The sequence below is a fragment of the Candidatus Dormiibacterota bacterium genome, from assembly GCA_036495095.1.
GTDB lineage: Bacteria > Chloroflexota > Dormibacteria > Aeolococcales > Aeolococcaceae > CF-96.
In genome coordinates this window covers 1-17,232 of the sequence record DASXNK010000083.1, presented here as the reverse complement: position 1 = coordinate 17,232, position 17,232 = coordinate 1, and the positions used below count along the sequence as shown (strand labels likewise).

Below are 17,232 nucleotides of genomic sequence, written 5' to 3'. Positions count from 1 at the left end.
ACTCGACTACGGTCGCCGGACATGATGTCGTCGCTCGAGGTGACCGCGTCCCGGCGGGTCCGGGTGACCGGCCGGACCGCCGGATGGCTGCCGTCGCTCCTCGACGCCCTGCCCGCCGCCGCTGTGGCCGCCGCCTTCCTCGCACTGTGGGTCGGCGCCGCGCTGCTGCTGCCGCACGGAGCCCAGAACCCGGCCACTCCGATCTACCCGGGCGGCACGTCACTCCAGCCGCTGATGCGATTCGACGGCTACTTCTACGCGACCATCACCGGCCATGGGTACGTGCCCGTGGCCGGCCGCTACCAGCTCTACGCCTTCTTCCCGCTGCTTCCGGGTCTCGCCGCGGCGCTGCACGGGGTGATCCCGCTGCTCTCCGTGCCGGCCTCGGGCCTCGCCGTCAACGGCGCGGCGGTCATCGGCGCGGCCATGCTCATCGACCGAACCCTCGCCTCGTGGTCTCGCGGCCGGCGCCTCGTCGCCGTCGCGGTGGTGCTGTCGCTGCCGTCGGCGTTCTTCTACGCCACCTTCTACTCGGAGCCGCTGCTCCTGCTGGCCACCGCGCTGACGGTGTGGGCGCTCGCCGACCGGCGGCGCACCGCACTGGTCCCGGTGGGGGTCCTCCTGGCGACGCTCGACCGGCCTCCGGGCGCCCTCCTGCTCGTACTCGTCGTCGTGGTCCTCCATCGACGCGGGAGCGGATGGCGCTCGATGGTTCCCTCGGTGATCGCGGCGGGGCTCGCGGTGGGCCTCGTCATGGTGGTGGACAGGCTGGCCGCGGGCGACCCGTTCGCGTTCGTGCATGCACAGGCCGGGTGGACCAGCGTGCGCACGCTGGGGCTCGGCGACGGCGTGCGCTGGGTGCTCACGCAGAGCCAGCCGGGGGCGATCTGGCAGTCGGTGATCACCTTCGGATACTGGGATCTCTACCTCGCCGCGGCCGCCCTCGTGGTGTTCCGCCGCCGCCTGGGAGCCGCCGCGCCGTACGCCGCGGCGGTGATGGCCGCCTGCTTCCTGGCCGGCGGGGTCGGCACCCAGTCGCGCTACCTGGTCACCCTGCTGCCCTTCTGGCTGGGGCTCCTGGAGCTGCTCGGCCGCCGCGGGGCGAGGACCTGGATGCTCACCACCGGGGTGGCGATCGCCGGCGGCATCGCGGTGAACCTCTGGATGCTCGATCGCTTCGTGCGGGGCTTCTGGGCCGGCTGATCCCGGCGTCCGGTGCCCGGCGCCACCAACCGGTGTGCGGTGGTGAACGCCCGGCGACCGTGCAACGAACCGTGAAGGCGGGGCGACGTTTCAGCGGCCGGCGAGCGGCGCCGGTTCGACGCCCATACGATCGGGCCATGACCGATCCGACCGTCGCAGAGCCCATCCCCGACACCGGTGCGGCGACCCCGCCGTCCCTCGGGGCGACGGCGGCGAGGGAGGGGGAGCGCGGTCAGGGCATGGTCGAGTACGCCCTCATCCTCATCCTCATGGCGATGGCGGTGCTGGTCGCGGTCCAGGTGCTGGGCCACAGCACCACCGCCCTCTACAGCAACATCTCCAACGGGCTCCACGTCGCCACCGGAGGCTGAGTCCGCTCCAGCGGGCCGACCGGTCGTCCGAGGCACCCCGCCTACAATGGCCCGAGGACCGTCCGCCCCCGTTCATGAGTCGGGGGGGATGGGCCTGCCAGCCATGGGAGCCAGCGCGATGAGCAGCACCGAGAACGGGGCCTCGACGCCCCCGACCGCCTCCACCACCGGCGGCCTCCGCGTCAAGCGGGGCCTCGCCGAGATGCTGAAGGGCGGCGTGATCATGGACGTCGTCGACGCCGAGCAGGCGAGGATCGCCGAGGAGGCGGGCGCGGTCGCGGTGATGGCGCTGGAGCGGGTGCCCTCCGACATCCGCCGCGACGGCGGCGTCGCCCGGATGAGCGACGTGACCCTGATCAGGGACATCATCGCCGCGGTCACGATCCCGGTCATGGCCAAGGCGCGGATCGGCCACTTCGTCGAGGCCAGGGTGCTGGAGGCGCTCGGCGTCGACTACGTCGACGAGTCCGAGGTGCTCACCCCCGCCGACGAGGAGCACCACATCGACAAGTGGGGCTTCACCGTCCCCTTCGTCTGCGGTGCGCGCGACCTCGGCGAGGCGCTGCGGCGCATCGGCGAGGGGGCGGCGATGATCCGCACCAAGGGTGAGGCGGGCACCGGCAACGTGGTCGAGGCGGTGCGCCACATGCGCGCGCTCCAGTCCGGCATCCGCAGGCTGGGGGCGCTGCGCTCCGACGAGCTGATGGCCGAGGCCAAGCGGCTCCAGGCTCCGTACGAGCTCGTCGCCGAGATCGCCCGCACCGGGAAGCTCCCGGTCGTCAACTTCTCCGCGGGGGGCATCGCCACCCCCGCCGACGCCGCCCTGATGATGCAGCTCGGGGCCGAGGGCAACTTCGTCGGCAGCGGCATCTTCAAGAGCGAGGAGCCCCTCGGCTACGCCAGGGCGATCGTCGCCGCGACCACGTATCACGACCGGCCGGAGGTGATCGCGGAGGTGAGCGCGGGGCTCGGACGGGCGATGCGCGGCCTCGACGTCGCCACCCTGCCGCGCGGGGAGCTGCTCGCCGCCCGCGGCTGGTGAGGTCCTGTCGCGTCGGGGTGACGGGTGGATCGTCTGGCCCGTAGGCCCGCCGCACCCTGCCTAGACTGCCCGGGTGACCACTGTGGAGAGGGGCGGGGCAGCGATCGGCAGCCGTGGCTGGTGGCGCGCCGGCATGGCGCTGGCGGTGCTCGGCGGCGCTGACGCGGTCGCCCAGGCGGTGCGCGGCTGGCGTTTCGTCGAGCACACCGACTACGTCGCCTTCGCCACCGCCGGGCGCGTCCTGAACGCCGGCTCGCGGTGCGTCTACTGCCTTCCCACCGAGGCGCGGGCGGAGATCGGGCTGCTCGGCCACCCGCCCGACAACGGGGTGATCCCGTACGCGAACCCACCCCTGGCGGCCGAGCTCCTGCGGCCGGTCGCCGCCCTGCCGCTGAGCACCGGCGCGGCGCTCTTCCTCACGGTGTCGCTCCTCGCCGTTGTGGTGGCGGCGCTGCTGCTGAGCCGCCTGCTCCCCTCGCTGCCGCCGGCGCGGCGGGTGCTGATCGCCGCGTGCGCGGTGACCGTCGCGCCCGGGCTGGCGGCCTTCACCTACATCCAGTGGGACCCGCTCCTCGTCCTCGCCGCCGCCGCGGCGGTGGTGCTCCTCGGTCGCGGCGACCGCCTCGCCGCCGGGGCGGTGCTCTCCCTCCTCCTCGTCAAACCGCAGCTGGCGTGGTTGCTGGTCCCGGCCCTGCTCGTCGCCGGTCACCGCCGGATCCTGGTCGGGCTCCTCCTCGGTGCCGGGGTCTGGGTGGCCTCGACCCTCGCCATCGTCGGTGCCGGGGGCGTGGGGGAGTGGTACCGCTCCAACGTCAGCATGGACGTCGGCGACAGCGGGAAGACCGTGGGTGTGCCCGGGCTGATCGTCCAGCTCACCGGGCACACCGGTGTCGCCTTCCCGGTCGCGGTGATCTGCGGCCTCGGCGCCGTCACCCTCCTCTGGCGGCTGCGCTCCCGGCTGCGGGCCGACCCGGCCCTGGCGGTCGCGACCGGCCTGGCGCTCTCGCTGCTGGCCGCGCCCCACGCCTTCGCGACCGACCTGATGCTGCTCGCCCCGCTCGTCGTCCTGCTCGCCCGGCGCCGTCCCGAGGCGGCGATCGCGGCCTCGGCCGCGGTCCTCGTCGCCGACCTGCTCGAGGCGGCCTCCCCCGGTGCGGCCACCCACGCTCTGGCCCTGGTCGTGGTGGGCGGCGCCGTCGCCGCCGCCCTCCGCCGCCCTCGCGTCCACGTGGGGGCGGTCCGGGGCGCCCCGGGTACACTCGTCGGGAGTGCCTGAGGACTCCTCCCGTCCCTCCCAGCCCGCGGGTCCCATGGTCGGCGTGCTGGCCCTGCAGGGAGACGTCCGCGAGCACCGGGCGGCGCTGGAGGCATCCGGGGCGCGGACCACCGGCGTCCGCACCGCCGCCGAGCTCGACGCGGTCGACGCCCTGGCCATCCCCGGCGGCGAGTCGACCACGCTCAGCCGGCTGATCCGCGCCTTCGGGCTGGAGGAGCCGCTGCGCCGGCGGCTCGAGCACGGGCTGCCCTGCCTGGCCACCTGCGCCGGGATGATCCTGCTCAGCCGCCGCATCCTCGACGGGCGCCCCGACCAGCTCGCCCTCGGGGTCCTCGATCTCGACGTGCGCCGCAACGGCTACGGCCGCCAGGTCGACTCCTTCGAGGCGGCGCTGGAGGTGGCCGAGCTGGGCGAGCCGCCGTTTCCCGGCGTCTTCATCCGTGCCCCCACGGTGGAGCGGGTGGGGGAGGGGGGCAGGGTTCTCGCCGAGCACGAGGGCCGGCCGGTCGCCCTCGAGCTCGGGCCGCACCTCGCCCTCGCCTTCCACCCGGAGATCAGCGGTGACAACCGCTTCCACCGACTTTTCATCGAACGTCTGCATGCCGTTTCGCCGCCATCGCGGTAGACTCTGTACGTGACATCCGGGCCCGCAGGCTCCCGCCGGAAAGAGGCTGAACTGCGCCAGGTTGCCTGACGTCGCCCCTCGTGCCGCCCCCCTGGCGGTCTTTCACGTCGCCGGCGGCCGGGGCTCGTCGGGCCGCCTCCGGATGGCGCCGTGTCCATGAACGTCCGCAGCGCCAGCTTTCGCGACCTCGACCGGGTCGAGGAGATCTACCGCCGGTCCTCCGCCGGCGAGCACGACGCGTCCGCCGCGCCGCCGCTCTCGCCCGGTGACAGCCCGGTGCCCCACGCCACCCTGCTGCGGCTCTGGCATGCGGTGAGCCGGACCCTGTCCTCGCTGGTGCCCACCGCCGAGCCCTCCGCGACCCTCCTCGTCGTCGAGGACGACGATGGCGAGATCGTCGGCTTCATCCAGGCCAACGGGGTGCCGGGCCAGCCCAAGGCGTGGCACGTCATCAACCTCTGCGCGGTCGCCGAGGGCCGCATCCACGAGGCCGGCGAGCGGCTGCTCACCCACCTGGTCAACCAGGGGATGCAGCACGGCGTGACCCGCTTCTCGGTGCGGCTGCCGCTCCACCATCCCGTGGTCGGGCTCTTCCTCGAGGAGGGCTTCTCCCAGTACGCCACCGAGCAGATCCTCTACCGCGACGACCCCGCGGCCTCGCCGCCGGCGCTCGCCGGGCGGGCGGCCGGGCTGCTGCGACCGGCGCGAGGCGACGATCGCGGCGGCATCCACCTCCTCTACCTCCGCACCACCCCCTCGCACGTCGCCAACGTCGAGGGACCGTCGCTCAAGGCCTGGCAGGCCTCCTTCCAGCAGGGATGGATGGCCCGCATCGGCCGCGACGACGTCCGCCACATGGTCGTCGAGCGGCTCGGCATCGAGGCCTGGGTGGGGGTGCGCGCGGCCACCCCGGTGCGCCCCTCGCTGATCGCCCTGCTCTGCGACGGCAGCGACCCCGGCCTCCGCGAGGACTTCGTCGACGCCGCGCTCGCCCAGGTGCCGCCCGGCCCGGTGTCGTGCGCCCTGCGCCACTACGACTCCGAGCTGATCCGCAGCCTGCAGCGCCGCGGATTCGCGATCTACGGAACCCAGCTCCTGCTGGTCCGCGACCTCGCCATCAAGATGCGTGTCCCCGCTCGCGCTCGGCGCGAGAGCAAGCCCGTCCTGGTCCCCGCGGGCATGGTCCACAGTGCCGGTGGAATGTCCCGAGTACCGCTCCGCGTCCTCACCAACGCCCCACAGCCGAGGAGTTCGCCATCATCGCTCGCATGACGCCCTACGGCCCAGCCTGGAACGAGGAGCTGCAGCAGCTCTTCGACGCCCTCCCGCCCCGCATCGCCGAGGCCGCTCGTCAGCTCCCCGACACCCGCGGTGAGCTGCTCGAGATCGTGCTCGACCTCGGCCGGGAGCCCGAGGCTCGCTTCGACGCCGGCGAGATCGTTCTCGACCGCGTCCAGGTGACCCGCGAGGATCTCGAGTATGTGGTCAACCGGGTTGGCGCCTTCGGTGACGACAACCGGGCCGGGATCGAGCGCACCCTGCACCGCATCAGCGCGATCCGCAACCGCTCCCGGGAGATCGTGGGTCTCACCTGCCGGGTCGGCCGGGCGGTCACCGGCACCATCGACATCATCAAGGACATCGTCGTCGGCGGCCGGTCGATCCTGCTCCTCGGGGCGCCCGGCATCGGCAAGACCACGATGCTCCGCGAGTGCGCCCGTGTGCTCAGCGACGAGTGCGGCAAGCGGGTGGTCATCGTCGACACCTCGAACGAGATCGCCGGTGACGGCGACATCCCCCATCCCGGCATCGGCCGCGCCCGGCGGATGCAGGTGGCCACCCCGGCGATGCAGCACGCGGTGATGATCGAGGCGGTGGAGAACCACATGCCCCAGGTCATCGTGATCGACGAGATCGGCACCGAGCTGGAGGCGGTGGCGGCGCGCACCATCGCCGAGCGGGGGGTCCAGCTGGTGGGCACCGCCCACGGCTCGAGCCTCGACAACCTGCTCGTCAACCCCACCCTGAACGACCTCCTCGGCGGCATCCAGACGGTGACCCTCAGCGACGAGGAGGCGCGCCGCCGCGGCACCCAGAAGAGCGTCCTCGAGCGCAAGGCGCCGCCCACCTTCGACGTGCTGGTGGAGATCCGCGAGCGCGACAAGGTGGTCGTCCACATGCCCCTCGACGAGACCGTCGACGAGGCGCTCCGCGGCCGGGCCAAGCCCGCCGAGCTGCGGCTGCGCGGCGAGAGCGGTCAGATCGTCAGCCGGATCGACACCGCCGCCCCGGTCCCCGGGGTCTTCCCCGAGACGGCGCCGGCGCCCTTCGGCGGCGGCCGGAGCCGCCGGGACCGCGATCGTGACCGCGAGCAGGAGGCCTTCCTGCGGCCGCGGCGCTCGCTGCGCACCCTCGAGGCCGACCCCTTCGCCCTCGCCCACGAGGGCCGCGAGCGCGAGCTGCTGGCGGTCCGCGGTCCCCGGCCCAACCAGACGCTGTCGGTCTTCCCGTACGGGGTGTCCAGAACCTACCTGGAGCAGGCGGTGCGCGAGCTGCGCCTGCCGGTGCGGATCCAGCACCACGTCGACGACGCCGACACCGTGCTCACCCTGAAGAACTACTACCGCCGCAAGGACTCGCCGGTGCGTGCCGCCGAGTCGACCGGGATCCCCATCCAGGTGCTCCGGAGCAACACCGTCGCCCAGATCAAGGGCGCGCTCGCCCGGGTCTACGGGGTCGACGTGGGCGATCCCACCGAGGTCGCCCTCCAGGAGGCCACCGAGGCGATCAACCGGGTGCTCCAGACCCACCAGACGGTGGAGCTGGCGCCCCAGAACGCCTACGTCCGCCGGCTCCAGCACAAGCTCGTCGAGCAGCACGAGCTCACCGCCCGGAGCACCGGCAGCGAGCCCAACCGGCGTCTGCGCATCCTCGGCCCCGGCGACGAGGTCTAGGGCCGGCGTGGAGTCCGAGGGGGACAGACCCGAACAGGGGGGTGCGGGGGGTATCCCCCCGGAGAAGGAGGGCACGGGGAGACTCCTCCCCCCGCGGGGACAGGAGGGTGCGGGGGGAGTCCCCACGCGGGACAGCGACTGGCCGGGGTTCTTCATCTCCTTCGAGGGGGTGGACGGCGCCGGCAAGAGCACCCAGGTCGCCGCCCTCGCGGGGGCGCTGCGCAGCGACGGGCACGAGGTGCTCACCGTCCGCGAGCCCGGCGAGACCGCGGTCGGTGAGCTGATCCGCCGCCTGCTGCTGCGGCCGGTCGCGGCGCCCCTCGACCCCTGGGCAGAGGCGCTCCTCTTCGTCTCCGCCCGGGCCCAGCTGCTCGCCGAGACCGTGCTGCCCGCGCTGATGCGGGGCAACGTGGTCATCGCCGACCGCTACGTCGACTCCACGCTCGCCTACCAGGGCGGCGGCCGCGGGCTCGACCCCCGGTCGCTGCGGGCCCTCCATCGCGCCGCCTGCGGTGACGTCTGGCCGGATCTGACCCTCCTGCTCGACCTCCCCCCAGCCGCCGCCGAGAGCCGGCGCCGGGCCGGCCAGCTGCCCCTCGACCGCATGGAGCTCTCGCCCGAGGCGTTCCACGCCGCCGTCCACCGCACCTTCCGCGAGCTCGCCGAGGCCGAGCCGGAGCGCATCGTGGTGGTCGACGCCGAGCGCCCTGCGGTGGTGGTCTCGCAGCGTATCTGGGCGGTCGCCGCCGAGCGGCTCGCCGAGGTCGGCGGACTGGCGCCGACCGGCCGTCCCTCCGCCTGAGCACCCCGTGAAGCTGGTCATCGCCGTCATCCACTCCGACGACGCCGGTCCCTGCAGCGACGCGCTCAGCGACGCCGGCTTCGTCTGCACCCGCTTCACCACCTCCGGGGGCTTCCTCCAGAAGGGCAACGCCACCCTGATCACCGGGGTCGACGACCCCCGGGTCGACGAGGTCGTCGAGCTGCTCCGCCGCCACGCCCGGCAGCGCAGCGAGTACATGAACCCGGTCTCGCCGCTCGCCGAACCGGCCGAGTTCTTCGTGCCCTTCCCGGTCGAGGTCGAGGTCGGCGGCGCCACCGTCTTCGTGGTCGACGTCGAGCGCTTCGAGAAGCTCTGACCTCGACCTAGAGCAGCAGGTCGGCCTCGGTGAACTCGTCGTCGACGAGCACGCCCTCGGCGATCAGCAGGTCGGCGATCTCCCAGGCGAGGTCGGGATCACCGGGGAGCAGCTCCGCGAGCGTGGCCCCCCAGACCTCGGGCGCGGCCACCGGAAGCGGGCCCGCCTGGGCGTACGGGCACTGGCTCGGGCGCAGGCATCGACGGAAGCCGTCGACGGTCTCCCCGGATCCCCGGATACCGTCCTGAGCGGAGGGGCCCACGCCCACGCCGACCTCCTGCGACCATGTCCGCCTGCCCGAGGGAACGGGCACCTGAACAGTCTGACAACCGGGACCGGCGCGGTATTACGCTTTTGGCCTTAATCGCCTGCAATTGGAGGTAGAGGGCACGGTTCTCACGACTCCGGCGCCGCCTCGGTGCCACTCTCGCCGGTCGCGACCACGACCCCGTCGGGGGCCACCACCTTCTCGATCCGGGTCCCGACGAGGTGGACCCGCACCCCCGGCACCCCCGGTGCACCCGGCTCCCAGCCCTCGCCCCAGAGCCGCCTCGCCTCGCCGTAGGTGCCCGCCTGGGCGCTGCGGCGGCCGTCGGTGAAGCCGATGAATCCGGGCTTGTTGGGGTAGCCGAAGCCGACCTCGCCGCCGCTGGTGAGGAAGGCGCGCACCTCCCGCAGCGGCCGGTCGGCGGGCAGCGACGCCTCGGCGGCGGCGAGCGCGTCGGCCAGGGTGGGCATCTCGCCGCTGCCCGCCTGGCGGCGCACCTCGATGCGCTGGGCGTGGCGCTGGGCGCGCTCGCGACGGCGGAGCTCGGTGCCGAGCTCGGCCCGCCGCGCCCGCAGCTCGCGGAGCTGGCGCTCGTAGGGCGCCATCGCCTGCTGGGTGGCACGCTCGGCGGCGGTGAGCGCGGCGGCGGCGGCCTCGAGAGTGGCCTCGTCGAGCTCGCGCAGCGCCGCGGGGTCGATCGGGTCGGGGAGCGGCGGCAGCGGGGCCGGGATCGCCGGCGAGGGCGCGGGCGTGGTCACGGTCTCTAGGCTACGGCACCGAACCACCGATCCACGGGAGATGTGAGGTGTCCGATCCGGTCTCGGTCCAGATCGAGGGCAGGGTGGCCCTCATCACCATCGACCACCCGCCGGCCAACGCGATCGGCCGGGCGGTGATCGAGGGCCTCCGCGGCGCCGTCGCCTCCGCCTCCGGCGACGGCGGGGTGCGGGCGATGGTGATCACCGGCGCGGGCGGCCGGTTCTTCGCCGCCGGGGCCGACGTCAGCGAGTTCCCCAGCGCCGGCGGCTCGGTGGCGGAGGGCGGCCAGCAGCTCACCCTGGAGATCGAGCGCTCGCCGCTGGTCAGCATCGCCGCCGTCAACGGCATCGCCCTCGGCGGTGGCTGCGAGATCGCCCTCGCCTGCGACATCCGCATCGCCGCCCGCACCGCCCGCCTGGGACAGCCCGAGATCAACCTCGGGATCATCCCCGGCTGGGGCGGCACCCAGCGGCTGGTCCGGGTGATCGGGCAGGGCCGGGCGATGCCGCTGCTGCTCTCCGGCGACCCGGTCGACGCCGAGACCGCGCTCTCCATCGGCCTGGTCTCCCAGGTTGTCGACGGCACCGAGCTGATCCCCACCGCGCTGGCGCTCGCGGAGAAGCTCGCCGGCAAGGCGCCGTTGGCGGTGGCCGCCACCAAGCGCGCCGTGCTGGAGGGCATGCCCCTGCCCATCGCCGACGCCCTGGAGGTCGAACGGCGCGAGTTCGCGGCGCTCTTCGAGACCGCCGACGCCCGCGAGGGGGTGGGCGCGTTCCTCGAGAAGCGGCAGCCCACCTGGACCGGTCGCTGAGGGCCGGATTCCTATAATCCCGCCGATTCCATCACGCCGGAGGTTGCCGCGGTGACGGCCGTCCTGAGTCCACTCGCACTCGTCCTGCTGCTCGGCGCCGCCGTCTACCTCAGCACGATCCGGTGGCGGAAGCTGGTCGGGCTGATGCGCTCGGCGCAGCGCCCCGACCCGCGCCTCGACCACATCGGCAGGCGGCTCAAGGCCGTCGGCGTCTACGTCCTCGCCCAGGCGCGGCTGCTCCGCTGGCCCTACGCCGGGATCATGCACGCGCTCATCTTCTGGGGCTTCGTGGTGCTGCTCACCGCCATCGTCCAGGCGATGGTCGAGGCGCTCTGGCTGGGCTTCCACTTCGACGACGTGCCCGGCTCGGGGGCGATCGCCTTCCTCCAGGACCTCTTCTGCACCCTGGCTCTGACCGGGGTGGTGATGGCGCTGATCAACCGGCTGATCGTCCGCCCGATCCGCTTCCGCGGCAGCCACACCCGTGACGCGGTGCTCATCCTGGTCTGGATCGGGACGCTGCTCACCGCGATGCAGCTCGACTACGCCACCAAGATCGCCGAGGGCAGTCCCCCGGAGGCGGTCGCCGCCTGGCGGCCGTTCGCGTCGGCGCTGTCGCGGCTCTTCGACCCGCTCGGGTCGGGCAGCCGGAGCCTCGAGGTGCTCCACGGCGTCTTCTTCTGGGCCCACCTGACGCTGGTGCTCGGCTTCCTCGTCTACCTCGGTTTCAGCAAGCACCTCCACATCATCACCTCGACCCCGAACGTGTTCTTCCTCAACCTCGGACCCAAGGGCGGCCTGCCCACCCCCGACTTCGAGGCCCCGGACATCGAGCACTTCGGCGCCAGCAAGCTCGAGCATTTCTCCTGGAAGGACGTGCTCGACCTCTACACCTGCACCGAGTGCGGCCGCTGCCAGACCCACTGTCCCGCCTTCAACACCGGCAAGCCGCTGTCGCCGAAGACGCTGATCACCGACCTGCGCGACCACGCCTACGAGAAGCTCGCCGGGGGCTATGCCGCCACCACCCACCGCGCCCACCAGATCGAGGGCGGGATGTGGGTGACCGAGGAGGACGGCCGCGGCGAGGGCGCCCTGCCCGGGCACTTCCAGCCATCCTGGCTCAGCCCCGACCAGGTGGCCGCGGCGGTGACGAGGGCCGGCGGCGAGGAGCGGCCGCTGATCGGCGGCACCATCCTCGACGAGACCCTCTGGTCCTGCACCACCTGCGGAGCCTGCATGGACCAGTGCCCGGTGCTCATCGAGCACGTGCCCAAGATCCTCGACATGCGCCGCCACCTCGTCCTCGAGGAGTCGCGCATGCCCAAGCAGGCCGAGCAGGCGCTGCGCGGCATCGAGAACCAGGCCAACCCCTACGGCCTGTCCCAGCAGACCCGTGCGGACTGGGCGAAGTCGCTGGGCGTCAGCTTCGTCAAGGACAAACCCGACGCCGAGTACCTCTACTGGGTGGGCTGCGCCGCCTCCTTCGACGACCGCGCCAAGACCATCGGCACCGCGCTGGTGAAGATCCTCCAGGCAGCCGGCGTCGACTTCGCAATCCTCGGCACCGAGGAGCGCTGCACCGGCGACCCGGCCCGCCGGATCGGCAACGAGTACCTCTTCCAGGAGCGGGCCAGGGAGAACGTCGAGACCCTGACCAGGTACGGGGTGAAGAAGGTCATCGCCCCCTGCCCCCACTGCTTCAACACCTTCACCAACGAGTACCCGAACTTCGGCGGCCACTACCAGGTCATCCACCACAGCCAGCTCATCCGCGACCTGCTCGAGTCCGGGCGGATCACCCTGACCCATCCGCTGGACGAGACCGTGACCTACCACGACTCCTGCTACCTGGGCCGCTGGAACGACATCTTCGCCCCGCCCCGGGACATCCTCGAGAAGATCCCCGGGCTGAAGCTGGTGGAGATGGCGCGCAGCCGCAGCGAGGGGATGTGCTGCGGCGCCGGCGGCGGGCGGATGTGGATGGAGGAGGGGCAGCCCCGGGTCAACCACCGCCGGGTGGAGCAGGCGGTCGAGACCAAGGCGAGCCGGGTCGCCACCGCCTGCCCCTTCTGCCTGGCGATGTTCGACGAGGGGATCTCCTCGGAGTCGCTCGGCGACCGCCTCCAGGTCGACGACATCTCCGTCTACGTGGCCGCGGCGCTCGCCCGGCCGGAGGAGCCGACCAGGGACGCGGTGGCGGCGGTCGAGGAGGCCTGAGGCTCAGTGCGGGCTGGCGGACGGGGTCGCCGAGCTCAGCCCGCCGGTGCAGGGCTGCGGCGACCTCGCCACCGCGGGCAGCGTCGGGGACGGCGACCCGCCCGGGGTGGCCGTCGCCGCCGGGCTCGGGCTCGCCGAGGGGCTGGCGCTGGGACAGGGCGCCGGGGTCTCGGTGCCGGTGAAGCTGATGCTCCGGTCCACGGTGTCGGCCAGCTGGTCGAGGGTGGTGAACTGCGCCGTCCCCTTCGCGATGTAGGTGAGGGTGTAGCCGATGCCGTCGTGGAAGAGGGCGATGAAGGTGGTGTGCGCCGGCTCGCCGGTGCTGGTGTACGAGAAGCTGACCTTCGCGGCCGGGACACCGGCGATCTGCAGCGCGGTGGCCGCGGGCAGGCTCTCGGGCACGCCGGTGTCGTTGATGCCGTTGTCGTCGGTGTAGTGCTGGGTGAGCAGCTGGGCGAGGCTGCCGCTGTCGGTGATCCGGCGCAGCCGGACGACCATCCGCTGGGTGGGGTCGCTGACGGTGTAGTCGGGCGGGATGCCGTCGGTGTTCGGGGAGGCGTTCCAGGACAGCGGCCGCCGCAGGCTGATCGGCGCCACCGGCTGGGCGGTGTCGGTCGTGAACGTCAGCGTGTCCTCGATGCCCGCCGGGTGGCGGGTGGCGAGGACGAGCGCGACGGCGCCCACGACGGCGAAGGGCAGCAGCCCGATCGGCACCAGCCAGGCGCGCTGGAGGCGGCCGCCACCGGTGCTGAGCCGGCCCATCTCCTCCGGGGTCGCCGGCCGCCGGAACTGGCAGCGCCGGCAGACCAGGACGCGGCGGCGGCCCACCGGGGTGAGCCGGTAGGCCAGGAGCCCGAGGAAGCGCATCTCGTCGACCACGTCCTGGGCGGCGTGCTCGTGGCAGTTGGGGCAGTCGAGCCAGCCGCCGCCGCGGACACGGTCGATGGTGCGGAGGCCGGCGACGAACACGCCGCCGGATTGTAGGGACCAGGCTGTCTGCGCCGACGCGTCAGCGGATCAGGGGCAGGGGGTCGACCGGCATCTGTCCCTGGCGCACCTCGAAGTGGAGGTGGGGCCCGGTGCTGTTGCCGGTGCTGCCGCTGAGGCCGATGACCTGGCCGGTGGCGACCCTCTGGCCGGCGGTGACCCCGAGCTGGGAGAGGTGGCCGTAGAGGGTGAAGAGGTTGCCGCCGTGGTAGATGAGCACATAGGTGCCGAAGCCCACCGGCTTGCCGTCGGGCCCGGTGTTGGTGGTGGCCAGCACCACCGTGCCCGCGCTCGCGGCGCGGACCGCCGTGCCCGTGCCCACCCCGAGGTCGAGGCCGGTGTGGAAGTGGGGGTAGTAGACCCCCTGGTAGGTGAAGGGGAACTCGAACGAGTAGTCGACCGGGCCGAAGAGCTGGGTGATCGGCCCGGTGACCGGCGGGTAGAGGTGGCCGGGGGCGAGCTGGACGGTGCCCCCGGAGGCGACCGCCTCGGCCTCCGCGGTGCGCTCCGCCCGGGTGACCGCGATCTCCTGGGCGAGCTCCGCGGCGCTGTTGGGATCGCCGGGGACGAGGTCGGCGACGATCACCGCGAGGCCGCCGCCGCTGTGGTACACGAACCGGAGGTCGGGGGCGTCGGGGCCGAGGTCGGCGCCCGGGGTGGTGGGGTGCACCGAGCTCACCTGGTACTGGAAGCCGCCGTACGAGGTGTCGACGTGGATGCTGTCGCCGACCGCGGGGGTCGGCACCAGCAGCGCGCCGCCGCCGACCAGCAGCATCGAGCGCGGCTCTCCGGGGTAGCCGGTGCGGGCGTCGTGGCCGACCTCGTCGGGGTTCTCGCCGAGGCCCTCGATCAGGTTCACCGGCGCGGCGATCCGGGGCAGCCGCACCTGGCCGAGCACCGAGCCGTCGGCGAGCCGGGGACGCAGGCTCAGGACGTGGGCGTTGGCGCCCCCCGCCGCGGTGAGCTGCTGGGCGGCGGACGGCGTCGCCTGCGCATGCCGGCCGGTGCGGGTCGCGGGCGGACTGGCGCCCGCCGTGGTGACGGCGAGGATCCCGGCGACGGCTGCGCCCGTGGCCCCGAGGGCCATGAGGAGCCTGCCCGCGCGAGGACGGCGGAGGCGGAGAGCTGGGGGCATGCCACCAGGTAGGACGGCGAAACCCTCCAACCCTTGCGGCCGGTGAGAACGTTGGCGAAGTTGACCGATCGGGCGGCGCCTACATTACACTTCGGCGGCCCCACGCGCGCGAGCGTGGGGGTCGACGGCGGGTGGCAGGAGGACGTGTGCGCGATGGCTGCTGTCGCCCATGCCTGAGGTGGTGCTGGCGTCCGGCGACGAGGCGAGCGGGCTGGCGAACATGCTCGGCACCCTGCTCGCCCAGAACGTCGAGCGCCATCCCGAGAAGTACCGCGACTTCCGCACCGTCAACGCCTCGGTGGTGTTCGACATCACCGACCTCGGCTCGGCGGTGACGCTGAGCTTCGAGGGCGACACCTGCACCGTCCTCGAGGGCGCGGTGGGGAAGCCGCGGCTGCGGCTGCGCACCGACTCGGCGACGCTGATGGGGCTCAGCCAGGTGCGCATCGGCGCCATGGGACTGCCCAACTATGTCGACCCCGCGGGTCGCGCGGTGCTCCAGGCGATGGCCACGGGGAGGCTGCGCATCCAGGGTATCCGCCACCTGGCGACGCTCAACCGGGTCACCCGGTTGTTCTCGGTCGTGTAGGACCGTCCACAGGGAGGCCGGGAGCCGTGTCCGACGAGAGGCTGCTGGTGCTCGGGGCGGGCACCATGGGATCGCAGATCGCCCAGCAGGCGGCGCTGTGCGGGGTTGAGGTCGACCTCGTCGACATCTCCACCGACCAGCTCGGCCGCGCCGTCGAGCAGAACCGCCGGCTGCTCGAGAGCCGCGTCGCCCGGGGCCGGATGGAGGCAGCCGACGCCGAGGCGGCGCTGGCGCGGGTCACCGCGACCGACGACCTCCCCGCCGCCGCGGGGCGGTGCGACTGGGCGATCGAGGCCGTGCTCGAGCAGCTCGAGCCCAAGCGCGCCGCCTTCTCCGAGCTCGATCGCCACCTTCCCCCCCATGCCGGCATCGCCACCAACTCCAGCAACATCGTGAGCTCCCGGCTGGCCGACGCGACCGGCCGTCCCGAGCTCTGCTGCAACATGCACTTCTTCCACCCGGTGCTGGTGATGGACGTGTGCGAGGTGGTGCGCGGACCGCACACCGCCGAGAGCACCGCCCGCCGCGCGGTGGAGTGGAGCCGCCGGATGGGCCGGGCCCCGGTGCTGATCGAGAAGGAGATCGACGGCTTCGTCGTCAACCGCATCCTCGGGGCGGCGTCGCGCGAGGCCTTCACCCTCCTCGCCGGCGGCGTCGCCACCCCCGCCGACATCGACGTCGCGGCGCGGCTGGGCCTGAACTGGCGGATGGGGCCCTTCCAGCTCGCCGACTTCAGCGGGCTCGACACCGTCCACGACGTCCGCCGCGACCGCTACCAGAGCTCCGGCGCCCCCGGCGACCTGGCCACCGTCGACGTCCTCGCCCAGCTCATCGCCGAGGGCCGTCGCGGCCGCAAGAGCGGGCGTGGCTTCTACGACTACTCGACCGACCCGCCCACGCCGTTGCCGGTGCCCGGCGTCGACTGACGCGCCGCCCGGCGCAGCTCGCTGAAGGCGGCCTCGGTGAGCGGCAGCCCCGAGGCGCGGCCGCAGGTGGGCACGTAGCCGCGGGCCCGCTGCTCGCTGCGGAGGTGGTCGCAGGCCTCGGCGGGCAGCAGCTCGGCGGTGGCGGGCCACAGCGGCGCCGTCGACAGCGGCCGCGGCTGGTAGCCGGGGCACCTCGTGGGATCGATCCGCGACCGGCTGAAGGGGCAGAGCGGAAGGATCCCGATGCTCATGCCGGCCGGTGGCCCCAGGCGGCGACGGTCATCGGCATAGCACGGCGGATCGCGGGTCGGTGAGCGGCGCGAGCGCCTCCTCGAGCTCCGCCTCGGTGAGGTGGTGGCGGGTGCCGGCGTCGAGCGCCGCCTCGAGACCGGCGAGGCGGGAGCGCTCGAGCGTCCAGCCCTGGTCGAACAGGTAACCCTGGGCGGTCATGCTCGGGAGGAGTCTGCCCGGAGGGACCGCCGCCGTGAAGCCCCCGTGTCGGAGAGGCGGTCAGCCTCCGGGGGAGGGGCTGGCCACGGCGGCGGCGCGGCGGGGGAGGCGGAGGCCCACCCCGCAGGCCCGGGCGGCGGCAACCCCGGCGGCGATCAGCACCAGGGGGACCAGGCGGCCGGGGAGGCCGGGATCGCCCTTTCCCCAGTCGAGGAGGACGGCGAGGTTGAGCAGCAGCCAGCCGCACACCACCAGCCTCCGCTCGGTGCCGGGGAGCCCGGAGGCCCAGGCCACGGTCCACACCAGCGCCGGCGCCAGGAGCACGAGGTCGTGGATGAGCAGGTGGGGGGCGGCGAGGAGCGAGAGCGCGGTGGCCCCGGCGAGCGCGGGCTCGAGCAGGTCGGGGCGGCGGCGGGCGCGGTCGCCGAGCAGCCAGCAGGCGGCGAGGGCGGCCAGGGTCGGGGCCAGCGCCAGCAC

General features: G+C 73.5%; 20 protein-coding genes. 13 read left to right on the top strand and 7 right to left on the bottom strand.

The annotated features are described in order from the left end of the window. The first annotated feature begins 21 nt into the window (after nucleotides 1-21). The 9 genes from VGL20_08770 to VGL20_08730 all read left to right on the top strand — a co-directional run bounded on the left by VGL20_08770 (nucleotide 22) and on the right by VGL20_08730 (nucleotide 8,610). Nucleotides 22-1,203: a hypothetical protein gene (locus VGL20_08770; GenBank protein HEY2703769.1), complete on the top strand. Its 1,182-nt coding sequence runs from the start codon at nucleotides 22-24 to the stop codon at nucleotides 1,201-1,203. Between the two features lie 137 nt (nucleotides 1,204-1,340). Then, entirely contained in the window at nucleotides 1,341-1,574 is a 234-nt protein-coding gene (locus tag VGL20_08765; GenBank protein HEY2703768.1) for a hypothetical protein, read from the top strand. A 118-nt stretch (nucleotides 1,575-1,692) separates the two neighbouring features. Beyond that, entirely contained in the window at nucleotides 1,693-2,616 is a 924-nt protein-coding gene (pdxS, locus tag VGL20_08760) for a pyridoxal 5'-phosphate synthase lyase subunit PdxS (protein HEY2703767.1), read from the top strand. 73 nt (nucleotides 2,617-2,689) lie between these two features. Then, nucleotides 2,690-3,892, top strand: a complete 1,203-nt coding sequence (locus VGL20_08755; protein HEY2703766.1) for a glycosyltransferase 87 family protein — start codon at nucleotides 2,690-2,692, stop codon at nucleotides 3,890-3,892. A gap of 34 nt (nucleotides 3,893-3,926) precedes the next feature. Next, entirely contained in the window at nucleotides 3,927-4,517 is a 591-nt protein-coding gene (pdxT, locus tag VGL20_08750) for a pyridoxal 5'-phosphate synthase glutaminase subunit PdxT (protein ID HEY2703765.1), read from the top strand. A 156-nt stretch (nucleotides 4,518-4,673) separates the two neighbouring features. After that, on the top strand, nucleotides 4,674-5,789 hold the full coding sequence (locus VGL20_08745) for a GNAT family N-acetyltransferase (GenBank protein ID HEY2703764.1): 1,116 nt from the start codon (nucleotides 4,674-4,676) through the stop codon (nucleotides 5,787-5,789). Next, nucleotides 5,786-7,471, top strand: a complete 1,686-nt coding sequence (locus tag VGL20_08740; protein ID HEY2703763.1) for a R3H domain-containing nucleic acid-binding protein — start codon at nucleotides 5,786-5,788, stop codon at nucleotides 7,469-7,471. Before VGL20_08745 ends, VGL20_08740 begins: the two co-directional genes overlap by 4 nt. Before the next feature lie 154 nt (nucleotides 7,472-7,625). Continuing rightward, complete coding sequence (gene tmk / locus VGL20_08735; protein ID HEY2703762.1) at nucleotides 7,626-8,273, top strand: dTMP kinase; 648 nt, start codon at nucleotides 7,626-7,628, stop codon at nucleotides 8,271-8,273. 7 nt (nucleotides 8,274-8,280) lie between these two features. Further along, nucleotides 8,281-8,610, top strand: coding sequence for a cyclic-di-AMP receptor (locus VGL20_08730; GenBank protein HEY2703761.1), 330 nt, complete (start codon nucleotides 8,281-8,283; stop codon nucleotides 8,608-8,610). Between the two features lie 7 nt (nucleotides 8,611-8,617). Here the strand turns inward: VGL20_08730 and VGL20_08725 are convergent, their stop codons facing one another. After that, nucleotides 8,618-8,761, bottom strand: a complete 144-nt coding sequence (locus VGL20_08725; GenBank protein HEY2703760.1) for a hypothetical protein — start codon at nucleotides 8,759-8,761, stop codon at nucleotides 8,618-8,620. A 245-nt stretch (nucleotides 8,762-9,006) separates the two neighbouring features. Then, nucleotides 9,007-9,636 carry a hypothetical protein gene (locus VGL20_08720; GenBank protein HEY2703759.1) on the bottom strand — a complete coding sequence of 210 codons (630 nt, stop codon included), beginning with the start codon at nucleotides 9,634-9,636 and terminating at the stop codon, nucleotides 9,007-9,009. 47 nt (nucleotides 9,637-9,683) lie between these two features. Between VGL20_08720 and VGL20_08715 the strand changes: the two genes are divergently transcribed. Next, a complete protein-coding gene (locus VGL20_08715; GenBank protein HEY2703758.1) occupies nucleotides 9,684-10,448 on the top strand; it encodes an enoyl-CoA hydratase-related protein in 765 nt (254 codons plus the stop codon). Between the two features lie 51 nt (nucleotides 10,449-10,499). Continuing rightward, a complete protein-coding gene (locus VGL20_08710; GenBank protein ID HEY2703757.1) occupies nucleotides 10,500-12,668 on the top strand; it encodes a (Fe-S)-binding protein in 2,169 nt (722 codons plus the stop codon). A gap of 3 nt (nucleotides 12,669-12,671) precedes the next feature. On the opposite strand, the gene VGL20_08705 is transcribed toward VGL20_08710, so the two are convergent. Next, nucleotides 12,672-13,637, bottom strand: coding sequence for a hypothetical protein (locus VGL20_08705; protein ID HEY2703756.1), 966 nt, complete (start codon nucleotides 13,635-13,637; stop codon nucleotides 12,672-12,674). A 40-nt stretch (nucleotides 13,638-13,677) separates the two neighbouring features. Further along, on the bottom strand, nucleotides 13,678-14,742 hold the full coding sequence (locus tag VGL20_08700) for a peptidoglycan DD-metalloendopeptidase family protein (GenBank protein ID HEY2703755.1): 1,065 nt from the start codon (nucleotides 14,740-14,742) through the stop codon (nucleotides 13,678-13,680). Between the two features lie 217 nt (nucleotides 14,743-14,959). Here VGL20_08700 and VGL20_08695 point away from each other — a divergent pair, with 217 nt between their 5' ends. Continuing rightward, a complete protein-coding gene (locus VGL20_08695) occupies nucleotides 14,960-15,379 on the top strand; it encodes an SCP2 sterol-binding domain-containing protein (GenBank protein ID HEY2703754.1) in 420 nt (139 codons plus the stop codon). Between the two features lie 26 nt (nucleotides 15,380-15,405). After that, nucleotides 15,406-16,305: a 3-hydroxyacyl-CoA dehydrogenase family protein gene (locus tag VGL20_08690; protein HEY2703753.1), complete on the top strand. Its 900-nt coding sequence runs from the start codon at nucleotides 15,406-15,408 to the stop codon at nucleotides 16,303-16,305. On the opposite strand, the gene VGL20_08685 is transcribed toward VGL20_08690, so the two are convergent. From VGL20_08685 to VGL20_08675, 3 genes are all read right to left on the bottom strand, one after another. After that, a complete protein-coding gene (locus VGL20_08685; protein HEY2703752.1) occupies nucleotides 16,257-16,556 on the bottom strand; it encodes a hypothetical protein in 300 nt (99 codons plus the stop codon). The two genes, VGL20_08690 and VGL20_08685, sit on opposite strands and share 49 nt — an antisense overlap. 28 nt (nucleotides 16,557-16,584) lie before the next feature. Next, nucleotides 16,585-16,755, bottom strand: a complete 171-nt coding sequence (locus tag VGL20_08680; protein HEY2703751.1) for a hypothetical protein — start codon at nucleotides 16,753-16,755, stop codon at nucleotides 16,585-16,587. Between the two features lie 60 nt (nucleotides 16,756-16,815). Next, a partial coding sequence (locus tag VGL20_08675) for a hypothetical protein (GenBank protein ID HEY2703750.1) occupies nucleotides 16,816-17,232 on the bottom strand: 417 nt, incomplete at its 5' end.